20 protein-coding genes and 1 pseudogene are annotated in these 17991 nt (G+C 73.6%); 5 read left to right on the forward strand and 16 right to left on the reverse strand.

Going from position 1 to position 17991, the window contains the following annotated elements; all coding sequences use genetic code 11:
• Positions 1 to 56: 56 nt before the first annotated feature.
• From rnc to SXIN_RS08330, 9 genes are all read right to left on the reverse strand, one after another.
• The gene (gene rnc, locus SXIN_RS08290; RefSeq protein ID WP_043469872.1) at positions 57 to 947 is read right to left on the reverse strand and encodes a ribonuclease III; all 891 of its coding nucleotides are present in this window, start codon (positions 945 to 947) and stop codon (positions 57 to 59) included.
• Between the two features lie 19 nt (positions 948 to 966).
• Positions 967 to 1140 (reverse strand): 50S ribosomal protein L32, encoded by a 174-nt coding sequence (rpmF, locus tag SXIN_RS08295; protein ID WP_039822111.1) that lies wholly within the window; start codon positions 1138 to 1140, stop codon positions 967 to 969.
• A gap of 2 nt (positions 1141 to 1142) precedes the next feature.
• On the reverse strand, positions 1143 to 1772 hold the full coding sequence (locus SXIN_RS08300; RefSeq protein WP_039822113.1) for a YceD family protein: 630 nt from the start codon (positions 1770 to 1772) through the stop codon (positions 1143 to 1145).
• A gap of 160 nt (positions 1773 to 1932) precedes the next feature.
• Entirely contained in the window at positions 1933 to 3006 is a 1074-nt protein-coding gene (locus SXIN_RS08305; protein ID WP_019709853.1) for an ATP synthase F0 subunit B, read from the reverse strand.
• A gap of 96 nt (positions 3007 to 3102) precedes the next feature.
• On the reverse strand, positions 3103 to 3612 hold the full coding sequence (gene coaD, locus SXIN_RS08310) for a pantetheine-phosphate adenylyltransferase (protein WP_039822114.1): 510 nt from the start codon (positions 3610 to 3612) through the stop codon (positions 3103 to 3105).
• The gene (gene rsmD, locus SXIN_RS08315; protein WP_337589370.1) at positions 3609 to 4409 is read right to left on the reverse strand and encodes a 16S rRNA (guanine(966)-N(2))-methyltransferase RsmD; all 801 of its coding nucleotides are present in this window, start codon (positions 4407 to 4409) and stop codon (positions 3609 to 3611) included. The genes coaD and rsmD overlap by 4 nt, the downstream gene beginning before the upstream one ends.
• Positions 4304 to 4843: a hypothetical protein gene (locus SXIN_RS08320; protein WP_019709856.1), complete on the reverse strand. Its 540-nt coding sequence runs from the start codon at positions 4841 to 4843 to the stop codon at positions 4304 to 4306. The genes rsmD and SXIN_RS08320 overlap by 106 nt, the downstream gene beginning before the upstream one ends.
• A gap of 154 nt (positions 4844 to 4997) precedes the next feature.
• Entirely contained in the window at positions 4998 to 7220 is a 2223-nt protein-coding gene (gene recG / locus SXIN_RS08325; protein WP_019709857.1) for an ATP-dependent DNA helicase RecG, read from the reverse strand.
• An 83-nt stretch (positions 7221 to 7303) separates the two neighbouring features.
• A complete protein-coding gene (locus SXIN_RS08330) occupies positions 7304 to 9103 on the reverse strand; it encodes a DAK2 domain-containing protein (protein ID WP_095757972.1) in 1800 nt (599 codons plus the stop codon).
• A 263-nt stretch (positions 9104 to 9366) separates the two neighbouring features.
• Between SXIN_RS08330 and rpmB the strand changes: the two are divergent.
• A pseudogene (rpmB, locus tag SXIN_RS33130) lies at positions 9367 to 9477 on the forward strand (50S ribosomal protein L28); the annotation flags it as partial.
• A 162-nt stretch (positions 9478 to 9639) separates the two neighbouring features.
• Here rpmB and thiD read toward each other — a convergent pair.
• Both thiD and SXIN_RS08345 read right to left on the reverse strand, forming a co-directional pair.
• Complete coding sequence (gene thiD / locus SXIN_RS08340) at positions 9640 to 10452, reverse strand: bifunctional hydroxymethylpyrimidine kinase/phosphomethylpyrimidine kinase (RefSeq protein WP_039822133.1); 813 nt, start codon at positions 10450 to 10452, stop codon at positions 9640 to 9642.
• 17 nt (positions 10453 to 10469) lie between these two features.
• The gene (locus SXIN_RS08345) at positions 10470 to 11438 is read right to left on the reverse strand and encodes a thiamine-phosphate kinase (protein ID WP_019709860.1); all 969 of its coding nucleotides are present in this window, start codon (positions 11436 to 11438) and stop codon (positions 10470 to 10472) included.
• Between the two features lie 217 nt (positions 11439 to 11655).
• On the opposite strand from SXIN_RS08345, the gene SXIN_RS08350 reads away from it, so the two are divergent.
• Both SXIN_RS08350 and SXIN_RS08355 read left to right on the forward strand, forming a co-directional pair.
• Positions 11656 to 11889 carry an Lrp/AsnC family transcriptional regulator gene (locus SXIN_RS08350; RefSeq protein WP_019709861.1) on the forward strand — a complete coding sequence of 78 codons (234 nt, stop codon included), beginning with the start codon at positions 11656 to 11658 and terminating at the stop codon, positions 11887 to 11889.
• 51 nt (positions 11890 to 11940) lie between these two features.
• Positions 11941 to 12420, forward strand: a complete 480-nt coding sequence (locus SXIN_RS08355; protein WP_039822125.1) for a DUF3515 domain-containing protein — start codon at positions 11941 to 11943, stop codon at positions 12418 to 12420.
• 203 nt (positions 12421 to 12623) lie between these two features.
• On the opposite strand, the gene SXIN_RS08360 is transcribed toward SXIN_RS08355, so the two are convergent.
• The 3 genes from SXIN_RS08360 to SXIN_RS08370 all read right to left on the reverse strand — a co-directional run bounded on the left by SXIN_RS08360 (position 12624) and on the right by SXIN_RS08370 (position 15729).
• Positions 12624 to 13823: a D-alanine--D-alanine ligase family protein gene (locus SXIN_RS08360; protein WP_019709863.1), complete on the reverse strand. Its 1200-nt coding sequence runs from the start codon at positions 13821 to 13823 to the stop codon at positions 12624 to 12626.
• A 143-nt stretch (positions 13824 to 13966) separates the two neighbouring features.
• Positions 13967 to 14968, reverse strand: coding sequence for an NAD(P)H-dependent glycerol-3-phosphate dehydrogenase (locus SXIN_RS08365; RefSeq protein ID WP_039822127.1), 1002 nt, complete (start codon positions 14966 to 14968; stop codon positions 13967 to 13969).
• On the reverse strand, positions 14965 to 15729 hold the full coding sequence (locus SXIN_RS08370) for a lysophospholipid acyltransferase family protein (protein ID WP_019709865.1): 765 nt from the start codon (positions 15727 to 15729) through the stop codon (positions 14965 to 14967). Before SXIN_RS08370 ends, SXIN_RS08365 begins: the two co-directional genes overlap by 4 nt.
• 171 nt (positions 15730 to 15900) lie before the next feature.
• On the opposite strand from SXIN_RS08370, the gene cofC reads away from it, so the two are divergent.
• Both cofC and SXIN_RS08380 read left to right on the forward strand, forming a co-directional pair.
• Complete coding sequence (gene cofC, locus SXIN_RS08375; protein WP_095756810.1) at positions 15901 to 16536, forward strand: 2-phospho-L-lactate guanylyltransferase; 636 nt, start codon at positions 15901 to 15903, stop codon at positions 16534 to 16536.
• A 25-nt stretch (positions 16537 to 16561) separates the two neighbouring features.
• Entirely contained in the window at positions 16562 to 16804 is a 243-nt protein-coding gene (locus tag SXIN_RS08380; RefSeq protein WP_019709867.1) for a hypothetical protein, read from the forward strand.
• A 144-nt stretch (positions 16805 to 16948) separates the two neighbouring features.
• Here SXIN_RS08380 and SXIN_RS08385 read toward each other — a convergent pair whose 3' ends face one another.
• Together SXIN_RS08385 and SXIN_RS08390 are read right to left on the reverse strand one after the other, a co-directional pair.
• Positions 16949 to 17596, reverse strand: coding sequence for an HU family DNA-binding protein (locus tag SXIN_RS08385; protein WP_019709868.1), 648 nt, complete (start codon positions 17594 to 17596; stop codon positions 16949 to 16951).
• A gap of 126 nt (positions 17597 to 17722) precedes the next feature.
• On the reverse strand, positions 17723 to 17956 hold the full coding sequence (locus SXIN_RS08390) for an SCO5555 family protein (RefSeq protein ID WP_039822130.1): 234 nt from the start codon (positions 17954 to 17956) through the stop codon (positions 17723 to 17725).
• Between the last annotated feature and the right edge of the window lie 35 nt (positions 17957 to 17991).

Consider the following 17991-nt stretch of genomic DNA (forward strand, 5'->3'; position numbering starts at 1 on the left):
GCCGGTGGGCCCGTACCGTCCGCTCCCCGCGACGGCGCCGCGAGGGTGCGGGACGTTCAGCGGGTGGCGCGCTCGGCATCCTCCGCGGTGCCGTCCGCCGGTGTGCCGTCGCCGTCGGCTGTGACGGCTCCGCCGTCCGCTCCGGCGGCGGCACGGGCGCCGGCGACCTCGGACGCCGTGGCCGCGGCCGCGGTCTCGGCCGCTTCCGCGGCCTCGCTGATGGCGCGCCAGGCGGCCTCGGCCGCCTGCTGCTCGGCTTCCTTCTTGCTGCGGCCGGTGCCGGTGCCGTACGCGACACCACCGACGCGGGCAGCAGCCGTGAAGGTCTTCTCGTGGTCCGGTCCGGTCTCGCTGACCAGATACTCCGGGACGCCCAGGCCCTCGGTCGCCGTCAGTTCCTGGAGGCTGGTCTTCCAGTCCAGGCCGGCGCCCAGGTTCGAGGACTTCTCGATCAGCGGGTCGAAGAGCCGGTGCACCAGCTCCGCGGCCGCTTCCAGACCCTGGTCGAGATAGACCGCGCCGATCACCGCTTCCAGGGTGTCGGCGAGGATGGATGCCTTGTCGCGGCCCCCGGTGCCCTCCTCGCCCCGGCCGAGCCGGATGAAGGAGCCCAGGTCGAGGCCGCGGCTGACCTCCGCCAGGGCGCGCGAGTTGACCACCGCGGCCCGGAGCTTGGCCAGCTGGCCCTCCGGCAGGTCCGGGTGGATGCGGTACAGCGTGTCGGTGACCACCAGTCCGAGCACGGAGTCCCCGAGGAACTCCAGCCGTTCGTTGGTGGGCAGCCCGCCGTTCTCGTACGCGAACGAGCGGTGCGTCAGCGCACGCACCAGAAGGGCGGACTCGAGCCGGTAGCCGAGCCGCCCTTCCAGCAGCGTGTGCGACGAGGCCGTGTCCGCCTGAGCCGATTCGCCCCCGCGTTTGCGGGGGGATGCGCCGGCGTCCGACATAGAGCCTCTCACCCGCCGATCAGACGTCGAGGACCTGACGACGGTTGTAGGTCCCGCAGCTGGGGCACGCGATGTGCTGCAGCTTGGGCTCATGGCAGCGCTCGCACGACACCAGGGTGGGGACCGCAGCCTTCCACTGCGACCGGCGGTGGCGCGTGTTGCTGCGCGACATCTTCCGCTTCGGAACAGCCACGGCTACTTCTCCTGCTTCTCGTCGGCGCCCGCTTCGGCGCCGCTCACGTTGTCCTTCCCGCCGCCCTTGACGGTGTCGGCGAGTCCCTGCAGTGCCGCCCAACGGATGTCGACGGCGTCGTGGTGGTGGTCCGGGTCGTCCTCGAGCCGTGCTCCGCACTGGGGGCACAGACCGGGGCAGTCCTCCCGGCACACCGGCTGCAGCGGCAGTGCGAGCACCACCGCGTCCCGCAGCACGGGTTCGAGGTCGATCAGACCGTCCTCGACGAAGAACGTCTCCTCCTCGGCGTCGTCCTCCGGCTCCGCCTCGTGGCGGGTCCGGCTGTCGGCGTCGGGGTAGGAGAACATTTCCTGGAAGTCCGTTTCGAGCTCGCGCTCGACCGGCTCCAGACACCTTACGCACTCCCCCGAGAGCGGCGCACGGGCGGTACCGGTGACCAGTACCCCCTCCATGACCGACTCCAGACGGAGATCGAGCTCCACCGTCGCCCCGGCGGGCACCCCGATCACCTCGATGCCGAGGTCCGCGGGCGCGTCGACGGAGCGGGAGAGCCGCTGCATCGCACCGGGACGGCGGCCCAGCTCATGTGTGTCGAACACGAGCGGGTTGCGGTGGTCGGGGCGGGCGTTCAGGGCTTCCTGCTTTCCACGGTGGCGGTACGGGCGGCCCGCCGCGGGTGTGCGGGCAGCCGGGATCGCGGACGTACGCGACCGAACAGTCAGGATACTGGACGGCCCGCCGCAGACCCAATCGGCTCCGGACGGGCCCGCGGGGCGGCGGCCGGGCGGTGGGTCAGCGGCCCTGCTCGTACTGGCGCAGCTGGTCGAGGTCGATCATGCTGGTGTCGAAGAGACTGGTCTCGTCCAGCGCGGTGGGGTCCTGCTGGGGACGGCCCTGCTGGTACTGCTGCCCGTAGGTCTCCGGGCCGCCGTAGCCCTGCTGGTGGCCGTAGGTCTGCTGGGCGTAGGGGTCCTGCTGCGGATAGCCGTAGGCGTCACCCGGGGCGGGCTGCTGCGGCTGCTGCGGCTGGTAACCGCCCTGGTAGCCGTACGGGTCCTGCTGGTAGCCGGCGGCGGGGGCGTAGTAGTCGCCCTGCTCCGGGGCCGCGGGCTCCTGCGCGGGGACGGCGGACCGGCCGTCCGCCTGCGGGGCGGCGAGGCCCGCCAGGTAGTCGGCGTCGCTGGTCCGCTGGTGGTCGACACCGTCCTGGGCGGCCATGTGCGCGCCCAGGTCGTCGATCGCCTGCCGGCCCTGGAGCTTCTGCCGCCCCCGGCCGACGGCTTCGAGGGTCTTGGCGAGGACGGCCTCGAAGGCACCGAACTTGGCGTCGACATAGGCGTCCGCCCGGTCCCGCAGGGTGGCCGGGTCGGCGCTGCGCTCCGGGGCCTCCTCGTCGGCGTAGCCCTGCTCGTCGAGGCCCGGGCCGCGGCCGAGGAGCTTCTCGCGGCCGCGGTCGACGGAGCCGAGGGTCTTGGTCAGCACGACCTCGAAGTTGGCGAGCTTGCTGTCCACGTAGTCGTCGGCCTCGGCCCGGATCTCCTCGGCCTCGCGGCGGGCCTCGCCGAGGATGCGGTCGGCCTCGCTCCGCGCCTGCCGGGCGATCTCGGTGCCGGAGATCAGCGAGGCGCGTTCCGCGTGCGCGGACTCGATGACGCGCTCGGCCTCGCGCCGGGCCTCCTCGACCACCTGCTCACGGCCGCCCAGCACCTCCTGCGCCTGGGCCAGGGAGCCGGGGAGCGCCTCGCGGATCTCCTCCAGCAGGGCGAGCAGTTCGGTGCGGTTGACCACACAGGACGCCGACATGGGCATGGACCGGGCGCCTCTGACGGTGTCGACGACCTCGTCGAGCTTCTTCTGCACGTCCATGGATGCTCGCAACTCTCTGGACCGGGACGGTTCGCGGACGGGACGACTGTACGTCCATCCGGCCGTCCGCCGACAGCGGCGCAGGCCGCCCGCCCGTCAGCGCCGGCCGAGCCGCTCGGTGAGGGCCGTCAGCACGATCGGCGGCACCAGGTGCGAGACATCGCCGCCCCAGGCCGCGACCTCCTTGACCAGGCTGGAGGAGAGGAAGCTGTAGGTGGGGTTGGTGGGGACGAAGAGCGTCTCGACCCCGGAGAGGCCGTGGTTCATCTGGGCCATCTGGAGTTCGTAGTCGAAGTCGCTGACCGCGCGCAGGCCCTTGACGATCGCGGGGATGTCGCGCTGCTTGCAGAAGTCCACCAGCAGGCCGTGGAAGGACTCGACCTCGACGTTGCCGTACTCGGCTGTGGTCCGGCGCAGCAGGTCCAGCCGCTCGTCGATGGCGAAGATGCCCTGCTTGGACTTGTTGATCATCACGGCGACGTGCACGACGTCGTACAGCTTGGACGCCCGGCCGATGATGTCGAGATGCCCGTTGGTGACGGGGTCGAAGGACCCCGGACAGACGGCACGGCGCAACACAGGTCCCTCACTCTCCGGTCCGGTCATGACTCGCTCGCCGACGGCGCGTCCGTGGGTACGTCCGTGCGGGTCGGGGCGGCGCGACCGTACCAAAGGGTGGCCTCCCCGTAGCGGCGCGCCCGCACCGCCTCGAACCCCTCCGGCCAGTCGAACCGCCCGCCTCTGGTGCTGCGTTCCACAGTGACCAGGGCTTCTTCGCCCAGCCACCCCCGGGCGCGGAGTGTGAGCAGGATCTCCCGGAGATCGCCGTCGGTGACGGCGTAGGGCGGGTCCAGGAAGAGCACGTCGTACGGCTCCTCCGGCGGGGGCCCGGCCGCGATCTGCTCGGCCCGGGCGGCGCGGACCTCGGCCCCCGGCAGGCCGACGGCGCGGGCGTTCTCCCGGATCGTGCGCGCGGCCCGCTGGTCGGACTCCGCCAGCAGGACATGGGCGGCGCCGCGGGAGAGCGCCTCCAGGCCGACGGCGCCGGAGCCGCCGTAGAGGTCGAGCACGCGGAGGCCGTCGAGGTCGCCCAGCAGGGACTGCCAGGTGGAGAAGAGCCCTTCGCGCGCCCGGTCGGAGGTGGGGCGGGTGCCGGTACCCGGCGGTACGGCCAGGCGGCGGCCGCCGGCTGCTCCGGCGATCACGCGGGTCATCGTGGGGCCCTTCGCGGTGGGCCGGGGCGGCGGCCACTGCCGGCCGCCGCCCCGGCGCGCTGGTTTCGTCCCACGATAGGGCGTCAGCCCCGTGGCGCCTCCTCCGCCTCCGGCGCGGCGGGCGCACCGGCTCCGACCAGGGCCGGGGAGGCGTACCGGGACCAGGACAGGCAGCCGTCGGGCGGGCAGTGGTCGGGGCGGCGGGGGTCGTGGCCCAGCTCACGGAGCTTGGTCCGCACCGAGTCGGGTGTGCGGCCGAAGCGGGCGGCTATCCGGGCGATGGTCTCGCCGGCGTGGAAGCGCTGGGTGAGGTCCTCCTCGTGCTGGGGCACCCAGGGGGCGCCGTGGCCGGGGAACAGTTCGCGCAGGACGTCGCGGTCGGGGATCGGCTCGGCCACGTCGGCGACGAGCGCGAGGGCGCGCAGCGCCCGGTTGAGCGCGATGCGCAGCGCGGGGACGTCGGTGAGCGGCAGGGTCAGCGCGCCGGAGGCGAGGAGCGTCTCCGGGGCGTCCTCCTGCCAGCCGGTGAGGGTGAGGGTGACGGTGGAGTCGTCGTCGCTGGCGAGCTCGATGCGGAAGATCCTGTCACCGAGCGGGAGTTCGTTGAGATGCCGGAATGCCATGAAATCAGCCCCCAGGGATCCAATCCGCCGATCCCCGTCGGGATCGGTCCGGACTGGGTCCATTCTCCCATCGGGCACTGACAACGGGGCCCGCGGCGGCGGACGTTGACCGGTGCCGCGGCCCTTCCCCGGGCCTCCTCCGGACGGATCCGGTTCAGCCCTTGTCCAGGAACTGCTCGCGCTCGGCGTCCAGCAGGGCGTCGAGGGCGGTCCTGAGTTCCGGGTGCCGCTCCAGCTCCGGGTCGGCGGCGACGAGCGCGGACGCCTCTTCCCGGGCCTGCGCGATGACGTCCTCGTCCTCGATGACGGCCAGCATCCGCAGGCTGGACCGCACGCCGGACTGGGCCTGGCCGAGCACGTCGCCCTCCCGGCGCTGTTCCAGGTCGATCCGCGAGAGCTCGAAGCCGTCCAGGGTGGCGGCGACCGCGCCGAGCCGGGCCCGGGCGGGGGCGGCCTCGGGCACCTCGGTGACGAGCAGACAGAGGCCGGGGGCACTGCCGCGGCCCACCCGGCCGCGGAGCTGGTGCAGTTGGGAGACCCCGAACCGGTCGGCGTCCATGATCACCATCACCGTGGCGTTGGGGACGTTCACGCCGACCTCGACCACCGTGGTGGCCACCAGGACGTCCACCTCGCCCGCGGAGAAGCGGCGCATCACGTCGTCCTTGGCCTCGGGCTGCATCCGGCCGTGCAGGACCTCCACCCGCAGCCCGGCGAGGGGCCCGCGCCCGAGCTGTTCGGCGACGTCCAGGACGGCGAGCGGCGGGCGGCGCTCCGCGTCCTCGGCGTCCCCCTCGGACGGGGCCGCCTTGCGCCGCGCGGGGGCGGGGGTGTCCTCCTCGTCCCCGATGCGGGGGCAGACCACGTAGGCCTGGTGGCCCGCCTCCGCCTCCTCGCGCAGGCGTTCCCAGGCGCGGGCGAGGAAGTGCGGTTTCTCCCCGGCGGGGACGACATGGCTGGCGATCGGGGACCGGCCCGCGGGGAGCTGGTCGAGGACCGAGGTCTCCAGGTCGCCGAAGACGGTCATGGCGACGGTGCGCGGGATGGGCGTGGCCGTCATGACGAGCAGGTGCGGGGGCTGCTTGCCCTTGGAGCGCAGGGCGTCACGCTGTTCGACGCCGAAGCGGTGCTGTTCGTCCACCACGACGAGCCCCAGATCGTGGAACCGCACCTTCTCCTCGATCAGGGCGTGGGTGCCGATGACGATGCCCGCCTCGCCGGTGGCCAGGTCCAGCAGCGCGGCGCGGCGGGCGGCCGCGCCCATGGAGCCGGTGAGCAGGACGACCTTGGTGCCGTGTTCGGCGCCCCCGAGCATCCCTCCCTCCGCCAGCTCGCCCATCAGCTCGGTGACGGAACGGTGGTGCTGCTGGGCCAGCACCTCGGTCGGCGCGAGCAGCGCGGCCTGGCCGCCGGTGTCGACGACGGCCAGCATGGCGCGGAGCGCGACCAGGGTCTTGCCAGAGCCCACCTCGCCCTGGAGCAGCCGGTGCATGGGGTGCTCGGCGGCCAGATCGGCGAAGATCTCGGCCGAGACCTGCCGCTGGCCCTCGGTGAGGGTGAACGGCAGCCGGGCGTCGAAGGCGGCCAGGAGGCCGTCGGGACGGGGGACCCGGGGGACGGCGGGCAGCTGGGACTCCGCGTGCCGGCGGCGGGCCAGGGCGGTCTGCAGCACGAACGCCTCGTCCCACTTGAGGCGTTCGCGGGCGCGGGCGATGTCGGCCTTGGTGGCGGGCCGGTGTACCCGGCGGAAGGCCTCGGGGAGCGGCGCGAGACCGCGCTCCCGGCGCAGGCTCTCCGGCAGCGGGTCGACGATGCGCTCCCAGCCGGTGGCCTCCAGGGAGTCGAGCAGGGTGCCGACGGACTGGGAGATCTTCCAGGACTCCATCCTGGCGCAGGCCGGGTAGAGGGGGATCAGCTCGTTGGCCCACGCCTCGGCGTCCCGCAGGTCGCTGTCGCGGTCCAGCAGCTGGTACGCCGGGTGGGCCAGCTGCCGGGTGCGGTTGAAGACGCCGACCTTGCCGGAGAACATGCCGCGCCGGCCGGGCACCAGCTCCCGCTGGTGGTGCCGGGCGGGCCGCCCGAAGAACACCAGCTGGAGCCGCCCGCTGCCGTCGGTGAGGGTGACCTCCAGACGCACGCCCTTGCCCTTGTTGAACGTCAGCAGCCGGGCGTCGGCGACCTCGGCGACGACGGTCACGTGCTCGTCGAGCGGGAGGTCGGCGAGGCGCGTGAGCTCCCCGCGCTCGGCGTACCGGCGCGGGTAGTGGTGCAGCAGATCGCCGACGGTGTGCAGGTTCAGCTGCTCGGCCAACACCTTCGCGGTGTTGCCGCCGACCGTCTTCTTCAGGGGTTCGTCCAGGGCGGGCACGCCGTCCATTGCACACCATGGGTGCGACAGAGAGGGTCAGCCGCAGCCGTCTTCCGCCCCGGAGCGGCCGGCCGCCGCCCGGCGGGGCGCGCCTACTCGACGCCGATGATCAGGGGTACGGAGGGCTGGCCGCCCCGGTGGACGACGGTGTCGACGGCCAGGTGCCCCTGCCGGACCCGGTCCTCCAGGTGGTCCGCCAGCGCGTCGGGCGCCTCGGCGCCGAGCACGAGGGTGACCATCTCGCCCCCCGCGGCCAGCATCCGCTCCAGGACGGCCTCGGCCGTCGCGGCGAGGTCCTGCCCGATCACGGCGACGTCCCCGTCGATGAGTCCGAGGACGTCACCGGCCTGGCAGACACCGGCCATGGTCCAGGAGCGGTGTTCGGCCACCGCGAGTTCGGCGTGGCGGGTGGCGCCGGCCGCGGAGGTCATGGCGACGACGTCCTCGTCGAAGCGGCGCTCCGGTCCGTGCACGGCCAGGGCCGCGATGCCCTGGACCGGCGAGCGGGTCGGGACGACGGCGACCCGTATGCCCTCCGCCCGCGCCTGCTCGGCGGCAGCGGCGGCCGTGTGCCGCAGGGCGGTGTCATTGGGCAGCAGCACGACCTCGCGGGCATGCGCCCGGCGGAGGGCCTCCACGAGTTCACCGGCGGCGGGCGGCTCCCCGGGGCGCACGGTGACCACCGTCGCGCCCGCCTCCCGGCACAACTCCGCCAGCCCGTCGCCCGGGACCACCATGACGACCGCCCGCTGGGCGCGCGGCGGCTGCTCGGCGCGCTGGGCCTCCGACCCGAAGTGGGTGACGCGGATCCGGTACGGGCGTCCGGCCTCGATCCCGGCCTCGACGGCGGCTCCGGCGTCGTCGACGTGCACATGGACGTTCCACAGCCCGTCGCCGCCGACCACGACCAGGGAGTCGCCGAGCGGGTCCAGCCGTGCCCGCAGGGTCTCCACGGCCTCGTCACCCGCCTCCAGGAGGTACATGACCTCATAGGCCGGCCCCTCGCCGGTGCAGACGGCGGGCTCCGCGGCGGCCCCGGCGGCGGTGGCAGCATCGGTGGCCCCGGTGGCCCCGGTCGCCCCAGTGACACCAGTGACACCAGTGGCATCGGAGCCGGCGGCCGCCGGCTGTCCGGTCCGCGGGCCCGGGGCGCGGCCGGACCGGTCCCGGCCGCCTCCCACCGGGCGGGGGCTCTCCCCCGTGACGGCCTCCATCAGGGCGCCGAGGACGGTCACCAGCCCGCAGCCGCCCGCGTCGACCACACCGGCGCGGCCCAGCACGTCCAGCTGCCCCGGGGTCTCCTCCAGGGCAGCGCGTGCCCCCTCGTACGCCGCCCGCACCACCTCGGCGGCTCCTCCCCCGGCGCGCTCGGCGGCGTCCGCCGCGGCCGCGGCCACGGTGAGCATCGTCCCCTCGACCGGGTGGGCCACGGCGCGGTACGCGGCCTCGCCGGCCCGCCGCAGCGCCCGGCGCAGCCGCTCGCCACCGGCACGGCCGCCCGGCTCCGGGGCGGCTTCCGCGGCCGCCTCCCGGGGCACGGCCAGCACCTCGGCCAGGCCGCGCAGCATCTGCGACAGGATGGTGCCGGAGTTGCCGCGGGCGCCGATCAGGGCGCCGTGGGTCATGGCGCGCAGCGCGTCCGGCAGCGCCGGCAGCCCCGGCCCCGCGCCGCCCCCGCCGGCTTCCCCGCCGCCGCCGGGCGCGGCCGGGACGGCGGCCATCTCCGCGTGGGCGGCGAAGACCGCCTCGACGGCCTGGGCCGCGGACTCGACGGTGAAGTACAGATTGGTGCCGGTGTCCCCGTCGGCGACCGGATAGACGTTGATCGCGTCGATGCTCTCGCGGGCCCTCCCCAGCGCCTCCAGGGCCAGTCCGCACCAGGTGCGCACCATGGCGGCGTCGAGGGTGTCGGGCACCGGTGTCCTCCTCAGAGCGGGGCGGGGAGCCGTCGGCAGCGTAGCCGCGGGACGGGCTCCGCCCGGGAGGGGGGCCGGGCGCCCATGGTAGTTTTCTTGTACGGGAGCGGTCGTTGTATGCTGCTCCGGTTGCCCGACCCGAGTCGGGACATTCTCCCCCGGCGGCACCGGTCATCGAATTCGATCCCCGGCAGGCCGGGGATTCACCGTACGTGCATCTGAAGTCTTTGGAGTGACCCGTGGCTGCCAACTGCGACGTCTGCGGCAAGGGGCCGGGCTTCGGCAACAACATTTCGCACTCGCACCGCCGCACTCGCCGTCGTTGGAACCCCAACATCCAGACGGTGCGCGCTGTGGTCGGTCGGACGCCGAAGCGGCTCAACGTCTGCACCTCGTGCATCAAGGCCGGCAAGGTCTCGCGCTGACGTTTCCGTCGTAGCGCAGCCCTTGGCCGGTTGCCGAAGCCGGTCCGCCTTCCGGGCGGACCGGCTTTCCGCATGTCCGGGGCCGGTTCAGCGGAACCGCCAGCCGTGGTCCACGGGGCCGATCCCCGACCCCAGGGGGAAGCCCGCGGCGATCGCCCCGGTGACGTATTTCTTGGCCGCCGTGACCGCGGCCGGGACCTCCGCCCCCTTCGCCAGCTCCGCCGCGATGGCGGCGGCGAGCGTGCATCCCGTGCCGTGGGTGTGCCGGTTGTCGTGCCGTGCGGCGCGCAGCCGGTGCTCCTCGCGGCCGTCGGTGAGCAGGTCCACCGCCTCGCCCGCCAGATGACCGCCCTTGATCAGCGCCCAGCGCGGGCCGAGGGCGAGCACCGCGTCCGCGGCCCGGCGCAGATCGTCCTCGCGCTCCACGCGGACCCCGGTGAGCTGTTCGACCTCGGGCAGGTTCGGGGTGGCGATGGTCGCGGCCGGCAGCAGCCGGGTCCGTACGGATTCCAGCGCCGACGCGGCCAGCAGCGGATCGCCGTGCTTGGAGACGCCGACCGGGTCCACGACCACGGGCGCCCCGGCGCCGGCGAGGAGTTCCGCCACCGCCTCCACGAGGCCGGCCGAGGAGAGCATCCCGGTCTTGACGGCGTGCACGCCGATGTCGTCCACCACGCTGCGGAACTGCGCCCGTACCGCCTCCACGGGCAGGTCCCAGGCTCCTTGCACACCGCGCGAGTTCTGCGCCGTGACGGCCGTGACCACGCTCATGCCGTGGGTGCCGAGAGCCAGCATCGTCTTGAGATCGGCCTGGACTCCCGCGCCGCCGCCGGAGTCGGAGCCGGCGACGGTGAGCACGAGCGGGGGCGTCTGCGGGGCCGGAAGCGGCCGCGGTGATATGTCCACGGTCAGGGAATCTACCCGGCGTCCGCGTCCTCCCCGAAGTGGTCCCAGCCCGCTTTCTCCCACGGCGCCCCGTCCACGGTGACCTGGGGCAGCGCCGAGCGGCCCAGGACCTCGCCGATCACCCGCCACCGGGCGGGCAGTTTCGTCTCCGGCGGGAAGACCGCCGCGATGGCGTGGTCCTCCCCGCCGCTCAGCACCCAGTGCAGCGGGTCGACGCCCACGGCCTGCCCGATGTCGGACATCTGCGAGGGGATGTCCACCGCGCCGGAGCGCACGTCGATCCGGACCCCGCTGGCCTCCGCGATGTGCCCGAGGTCGGCGATCAGGCCGTCGCTGACGTCGGTCATGGCCGTGGCGCCGAGCGCCGCCGCCGCGGGACCGGCGTGGTACGGGGGTTCGGGCCGCCGGTGCGCCTCGACGAAGGCACGCGGCGAACGGAAGCCGCGGGAGAGCACGGCGTGCCCGGCGGCGGACCAGCCCAGCCAGCCGGTGACGGCCACGACATCGCCGGGCCGGGCACCGGACCGCAGCACCGGCTCGGCGTTGCGGAGGTCGCCCAGGGCGGTGATGGAGACCGTGATCGTCTCGCCGCGCACCACATCACCGCCGACCACGGCGGCCCCCGCCACCTGGCACTCGTCGCGCAGCCCGTCCATCAGCTCGGCCGGCCAGGTCGCCGGCAGTTCCGCGGGGACGACGAGGCCGAGCAGCAGCGCCGTGGGGACCGCCCCCATGGCCGCGATGTCCGCCATGTTCTGCGCCGCGGCCTTGCGGCCGACGTCGTAGGCGGTGGACCAGTCCCGGCGGAAGTGCCGCCCCTCCAGCAGGATGTCCGTGCTGGCGACCACCCGCCGGTCCGGTGCCGCGACGACCGCCGCGTCGTCGCCGGGCCCCAGCCGCACGGCCGGGGTGGTGGTGAGCCGCGAGGTCAGCTCCCTGATGAGGCCGAACTCGCCCAACTCCCCCACGGTGCCCTTCATCCCTGTGCCCCTATCTCCGCCCGGCGGGCGCGACGGCCCCGGCCCGGTACTCGGTCTCCCGTGCCGACCGCGGCGTCGGCAGTGTCGGTCCTTGCTGTGTCCCGCCGGGCGGCGGGGGGCGCCACAGGCCGTGCGGGGTCTCCCCGCGCCGCCCGGCGGCGCGGTACCGTGGCGTCCCTTCTTCCCACATGATCCTCGTAGCCGCCCTGGAGGTTCCGTGGTACAGGCGTACATCCTGATCCAGACCGAGGTCGGCAAGGCCTCGTCGGTCGCCGAACTGGTCTCCAAGCTTCCCGGGGTCATCCAGGCCGAGGACGTCACCGGTCCGTACGACGTGATCGTGCGCGCACAGTCCGACACCGTCGACGAGCTGGGCCGCCTGGTGGTGGCCAAAGTGCAGCAGATCGACGGCATCACCCGCACCCTGACCTGCCCCGTCGTCCACTTCTGAGCCACCGGGGCGCCCGGCGTGCGCCCGGCCCGGCTGGGTAGTCTCGACCGGGTGAACACCCTCTTCCGCCGTTTTCTCTGGCTGCCCGCCGTCATATCCCTGGCCGCGGCGGGCTGTTCCTCCGGCGACAGCGGCCGTCCGGTCCCCACCCCCTCGCCCGAGACCGCGAAGCTCTGCCGGGCGCTGTACCGGGAACTGCCGGCGAAGGTGGACGGACTGGGGCGGAGCGGAGCCGAGCCCCCCTCCGAGTTCGCCGCCGACTGGGGCGACCCCGCCGTGCAGCTGCGCTGCGGGGTGCCCCGCCCCGAGGTCCTCACCCCGGGGACCGCGCAGTACAACCCCACGGCCGAGGGGATAGAGGTGAACGGCGTGCTCTGGCTCCCCGAGCAGCAGGAGAACGGATACCGCTTCACCACCACCCTGCGCAAGGCGTACGTCGAGGTGACCGTCCCCCGGGAGTACCGGCCCGAGGTCAATCCGCTGACGGACCTCGCCGACGCCATCGAGGGAACCATTCCGGAGGCGCTCTAGCCCTGTGGCCGGGGAGGTCCGGCGGGAAGCCCGCGCTGTCCGGTGCGGTGCGGCACCCGCGGCACCGCGGCGCGTGGGGGTGCGTCCCGCCCGAAAAGCCCGGTGGGCGTGCCCCCTGCCCGTACGGCTCGGGGCGGTTCCGGGCATCGTGAGCCGGTGAGCCTGCCCGGTCACAGCACTGGCGCTCCGCCGCGGCGCGCGGCTCAGCGCAGCCCGGTCGGCCGCCGCAGGGCGGCCTGGATCAGGCGGTCCACCAGCTCGGGATAGCTCACGCCGCTCTCCTGCCACATCCGCGGGTACATGGAGATGGGGGTGAAGCCCGGCATGGTGTTGATCTCGTTGATCACGAACTCGCCGTTCTCCTGCAGGAAGAAGTCGGCGCGGACGAGCCCTTCGCAGGCGGCGGCGTCGAAGGCCTGCACGGCCAGCTCCCGCACCCGGGCGGTCTCCTCGGGGGTGAGCGGGGCGGGGACCACGCCGGCTGCCGAGTCGATGTACTTGGCCTCGAAGTCGTAGAAGTCGTGCGAGGTGACGGGCGGGATCTCGGCGGGGACGCTGGCGCGCGGGCCGTCCTCGAACTCCAGCACACCGCACTCGATCTCCCGGCCGCGGAGCAGCGACTCGACCAGGATCTTGGGGTCGTGCCGGCGGGCCTCGGCCACCGCCTCGTCCAGCTCCTCCGGACCGCTCACCCGGCTGATGCCCATCGAGGAGCCGGCCCGGGCGGGCTTGACGAAGACCGGCCAGCCGTGTTCGGCGGCGAAGTCGACGATCTTCTTGCGGGCGGCCGCGCCGCGCTCGGCGCCGGTGCCCTGCTCCCACTCGCGCGGCCGGATCACCGTGTAGGGGCCGACCGGCAGGCCGAAGGAGGTGAAGACCCGCTTCATGTACTCCTTGTCCATGCCGACGGCGGACGCGAGCACCCCGGCGCCCACATAGGGCACCCCGGACAGCTCCAGCAGCCCCTGCAGGGTGCCGTCCTCGCCGTAGGGGCCGTGCAGCACGGGGAAGACGACATCCACCTCGCCGAGCGACTTGGGCACCTGCCCGGGCTCGGTGTAGACGACCTCGCGTCCGGCCGGGTCGACCGGGAGCAGCACGCCGCCCTCGCCGGACTCCGCCAGCTCGTCGACGCTCGGCAGCGCGCGGCCGCTGATCGCCATCCGCTCGGGGTCGTCCGCGGTGAGCGCCCAGCGGCCGTCCGTGGTGATGCCGATCGGCAGCACCTCGTACTGGCTCCGGTCGATGGCGCGCATCACGGCACCCGCGGTGACCACCGAGATGGCGTGCTCGGAGCTGCGGCCGCCGAACACGACGGCGACACGCGGCTTCCGGCCGGTGGCACGGGCCGCGGCAGGGGTGGAGGCGGGCGCGGGGTTCTGGGTGGATGACTCGCTGCTCATATCGGCTTGAGACTACCCTGCGCACCCCGCACCGCGGCAGCCACCGGTGCCGCATCGGCGTGGACGGGTTCCGCGGCGTACCGGCCCGGAGGGGGACGGTGCGGCGGGGGCCGGCGCGCCGGCCCGGCCCGGCTGAAGGCCCGTCAGCGGCGTTCGGCCTTGGCGCTGCGCGCCATCAGGTCCTTGAGGGCCACCATCGGCGGCTTGCCGTCGTGGACGATCTCCACCACGGTCTCGGTCAGCGGCATGTCGACGCGGTGCCGCCGGGCCAGATCGAGCACGGACTCGCAGGACTTGACGCCCTCGGCGGTCTGCTTGGTGGCCGCGATGGTCTGCTCCAGCGTCATGCCGCGGCCCAGGTTGGTGCCGAAGGTGTGGTTGCGGGAGAGCGGTGAGGAGCAGGTGGCGATGAGATCGCCCATGCCGGCGAGCCCGGCGAAGGTGTGCGCGTCCGCGCCCATCGCGGCCCCGAGCCGGCTGGTCTCGGCCAGGCCGCGGGTCATCAGCGAGGCCTTGGTGTTGTCGCCCAGCCCCATGCCGTCCGCGATGCCGACGGCCAGCGCGATGACGTTCTTCACGGCGCCGCCCAGCTCGCAGCCGACAACGTCGGTGTTGGTGTACGGGCGGAAGTACGGGGTGTGGCAGGCGGCCTGGAGCCGCCGGGCGACGGACTCGTCCGAGCAGGCGACCACCGAGGCGGCGGGCTGCCGGGCGGCGATCTCCAGGGCGAGGTTGGGGCCGGTGAGCACGGCGACGCGCTCGGCCGGAACAGCGGCGACCTCCTCGATGACCTCGCTCATCCGCTTGGCCGTGCCCAGTTCCACGCCCTTCATCAGGCTGACGAGCACGGTGTCGGACGGCAGCAGCGGCGCCCACCGGGCCAGATTGCCGCGCAGGGTCTGCGAGGGGACGGCGAGCACCGTGAACTCGGCCCCGCGGGCGGCCTCGGCGGGGTCGGTCGTGGCCCGCACGGTCGGCGGCAGTTCGACGCCGGGCAGATAGCCGGGGTTGGCCCGGCCGGAGTTGACGGCGTCGACGACCTCCGCGCGGCGGCCCCAGAGGGTCACCTCGCAGCCGGCGTCGCCGAGCACCATCGCGAAAGCGGTCCCCCATGATCCCGTTCCGTAGACCGCGCAGCGCGTCACGCGCCATCCCCCTGTCCTTGCCGTTCCTGCCGCCTCCCGCGCTGCTCGGCGCGGGCCCTGCTGTGATCGTAGAGCTGTTCCGGCGCGGGTTCGCCCCGCATCTCGGCGAGGAGCGCGGTGATCGAGACCATGATGGTCTCGGTGGCGGCGCGCAGGACCTCGGCGGTCGGATCCTGGCCGTAGAACTCGGAGAGGTCCACCGGCGGACCGGCCTGGACCCGGAGCGTCTTGCGGGGGAAGAGCCGGATCTTCTTCGTCCCGGCGTACGGCGGCACGGCCTCGTTCGCGCCCCACTGGGCCACCGGGATCACCGGCGCCTTGGTGAGCAGCGCGACCCGGGCGGCGCCGGTCTTGCCCTGCATCGGCCAGTGGTCCGGGTCGCGGGTGAGGGTGCCCTCCGGGTAGAAGGCCACGCACTCGCCCCGGTTGACCGCGTCGACGGCGGCGCGGAAGGCGTTGGCGGCGTCGGTCGATTCGCGGTAGACGGGGATCTGGCCGGTGCCGCGCAGGATCATGCCGACGAACGGCACCCGGAAAAGCGGCGCCTTGGCGAGGAATCGCGGTACCCGTCCGGTGTTGTACTGGAAGTGCGCGTACGAAAGCGGGTCCAGGGCGGAATTGTGGTTGATCGCGGTGATATACCCGCCGTCCGCCGGAAGGTTGTCCATTCCGCTCCAGTCCCGCTTGAAGAAGAGGAGCAGCGGCGGTTTCGCGATGGCCGCGGCCAAGCGGTACCAGAAGCCGATTCTGCGGCGGGACACTCGGACACCCTCCTCGTGGGACCTGTCGGGCTGCGGGTGGGCAGCCGCACAAGTGTCGCCCCAGGGTCCCGCTCTGTCGAGCACACGGTATCCCCGGGCCCGGCCGGCGGTTCCGGCGGCGGGTGACAATACGGGGGGAACGGCGGGGCGGACGAGGGAGATGGCTGGGGCGTGGACTGGTCGCTGGTGATACCGCTGAAGCCGCTGGCCGTGGCCAAGAGCCGGCTGGCGGACGCGGCGGGCGAGGAACTGCGCCCGGGGCTCGCGCTGGCCTTCGCGCAGGACACGGTGACGGCCGCGGCGGCCGCTCCGGGGGTCCGGGATGTGGTGGTCGTCACGGACGACCGGCTGGCCGGGGCGGAACTGGCCCGGCTGGGCGCACGGGTGCTGCCGGACCCCCCGGGCGCGGGCCTGAACCCCGCGCTGGCCCACGGGGCGCGTGCCGTGCGGGCCCGGCGGCCGGATGCCCCGGTGGCGGTGCTCAACGCCGATCTCCCCGCCCTGCGCCCCGCGGAACTGGCGCGGGTGCTGTCGGCCGCCGCGGCATTTCCCCGGGCCTTTCTGGCGGACACCGTGGGAACCGGAACGACTTTCCTCTCCGCCTCCCCCGGGGTGGAACTCGCCCCGGCTTTCGGCGGCCCTTCCCGGAATCGGCACCGCCGGTCCGGGGCCGTGGAAATCACCGTGGACGGGGTCGATTCGGTCCGTCGTGATGTGGACACCGGAGAGGATCTGCGGGCCGCCCTCCGGCTCGGCGTCGGAATCCGTACGGCCGCTCTCACCGGCCGCCCGCGGATCGCCGAGTAGAGCCGCCGGCGGCTACGCTGCCGTTATGCAGGCCACCGCTTACACCTATGACGCCGGAACCCGCTGCGGGAGCGTACTGCTCGACGACGGCACGCCCGTGGAATTCGACGCGACGGCCTTCGACGCCGGCGGGCTGCGGCTGCTGAGGCCGGGCCAGCGGGTGCGGATCGAACTGGCGGAGGACGGGCCCGCGGAGGGCGGACCGGCGCGGCCGGGCGGCGCCGGCGGAGCGCGGCGGATCTCCCTGGTGACCCTGCAGACGTTCTGACCGGCCCTTCCCCGCGGCTTTTCCCGGCCTTTCCCCCGGCCTTGCCGCCGCCGGCTGTTCCGGCGGGCTCCGGACGTGCCGCGGGCCGGGCTCCCCGAGGAGCCCGGCCCAGCGTGGGGGTGCGACGGCTGCCGTGCGGCCCGTCTACTTCCTGCGGCCGGCCGTCTTCTTCGCGGCGGTGTTGCGCGCGGTGGCCTTGCGGGCCGGCGCCTTCTTGGCGGTGGTCTTCTTGGCCGGTGCCGTCTTGGAGGTCTTGGCGGTGGCCGACTTCTTCGAGGGCGCCTTCTTGGCCGCGGTGGTCTTGGCGGTGGACTTCTTGGCGGCGGCCGCCTTCTTCGCCGGTGCCGCCTTCTTCGCGGCGGTCTTGCGCGCGGTGGCGGTGGTCTTCTTCGCCGCCCCCTTCTTCGCGGCGGCCTTCTTCGCCGCGGCCTTGGTGGTGGCGCGGGCCGAAACCCCGCCCGTGAGGCTGCCCTTGGGTGCCTTCTTCACCGCCACCTCGCCTCCCTTGGGAAGCTTCTTGCTCCCGCTCACCAGGTCCTTGAAGCCCTGGCCGGCGCGGAAGCGGGGCACGGAGGTCTTCTTGACCCGGACCCGCTCTCCGGTCTGCGGGTTGCGGGCGTACCGGGCCGGACGGTCGACCTTCTCGAACGAGCCGAATCCGGTGACCGAGACCCGGTCTCCGGCGACCACCGCGCGGACGATCGCGTCCAGCACCGCGTCCACGGCGTCGGCGGCGTTCTGCCGGCCACCGAGCTTGTCCGCGATCGCTTCTACGAGCTGCGCCTTGTTCACGTCTTCCCCTTCGGAGACATTGCCTGAACGAATCAGTTCGGGCGATTTCGCACGTTAGGCAGATATATACCGCAAATCAAAGACGAAACGGTCTAATCACCCTTGTGCCGCAATGGATCTCGACCGTTACGTACGGGTGCCGCGCCGTAATCGGCTGTCGTCGAGGTCCTGCATGAAGCGCTCCAGGCGCCGTGCCGCGCGGGGGAGATCGTGTTTGGCGGCGGCCGTGATGGCAAGCAGCCTCCGGGAGAGCGCCATCCGCTCATCCTCGGTGACTTGCAGGGAACGCACTCGCGCGTGCGCTTCCTTGAGGCGGCCCGCGACAAGCTCGTGAAGTGGGAGTTGAGGGTCGCGTTCCATGCACAGATTGTGCCATCTGCGGCGAGTTGTCGCCC

The organism is Streptomyces xinghaiensis S187 (assembly GCF_000220705.2).
Classification (GTDB): domain Bacteria; phylum Actinomycetota; class Actinomycetes; order Streptomycetales; family Streptomycetaceae; genus Streptomyces; species Streptomyces xinghaiensis.

Bases quoted from the DNA above. Each gene is read 5' to 3' on its own strand.
- rnc (WP_043469872.1), bottom strand. From the start codon at position 947: ATGTCGGACGCCGGCGCATCCCCCCGCAAACGCGGGGGCGAATCGGCT.
- SXIN_RS08380 (WP_019709867.1), top strand. From the start codon at position 16,562: ATGCAGGCCACCGCTTACACCTATGACGCCGGAACCCGCTGCGGGAGC.
- recG (WP_019709857.1), bottom strand. From the start codon at position 7,220: ATGGACGGCGTGCCCGCCCTGGACGAACCCCTGAAGAAGACGGTCGGC.
- SXIN_RS08330 (WP_095757972.1), bottom strand. From the start codon at position 9,103: ATGGTGCGCACCTGGTGCGGACTGGCCCTGGAGGCGCTGGGGAGGGCC.
- coaD (WP_039822114.1), bottom strand. From the start codon at position 3,612: ATGACCGGACCGGAGAGTGAGGGACCTGTGTTGCGCCGTGCCGTCTGT.
- SXIN_RS08360 (WP_019709863.1), bottom strand. From the start codon at position 13,823: ATGAGCAGCGAGTCATCCACCCAGAACCCCGCGCCCGCCTCCACCCCT.
- SXIN_RS08345 (WP_019709860.1), bottom strand. From the start codon at position 11,438: ATGAAGGGCACCGTGGGGGAGTTGGGCGAGTTCGGCCTCATCAGGGAG.
- SXIN_RS08390 (WP_039822130.1), bottom strand. From the start codon at position 17,956: ATGGAACGCGACCCTCAACTCCCACTTCACGAGCTTGTCGCGGGCCGC.
- SXIN_RS08320 (WP_019709856.1), bottom strand. From the start codon at position 4,843: ATGGCATTCCGGCATCTCAACGAACTCCCGCTCGGTGACAGGATCTTC.
- SXIN_RS08305 (WP_019709853.1), bottom strand. From the start codon at position 3,006: ATGGACGTGCAGAAGAAGCTCGACGAGGTCGTCGACACCGTCAGAGGC.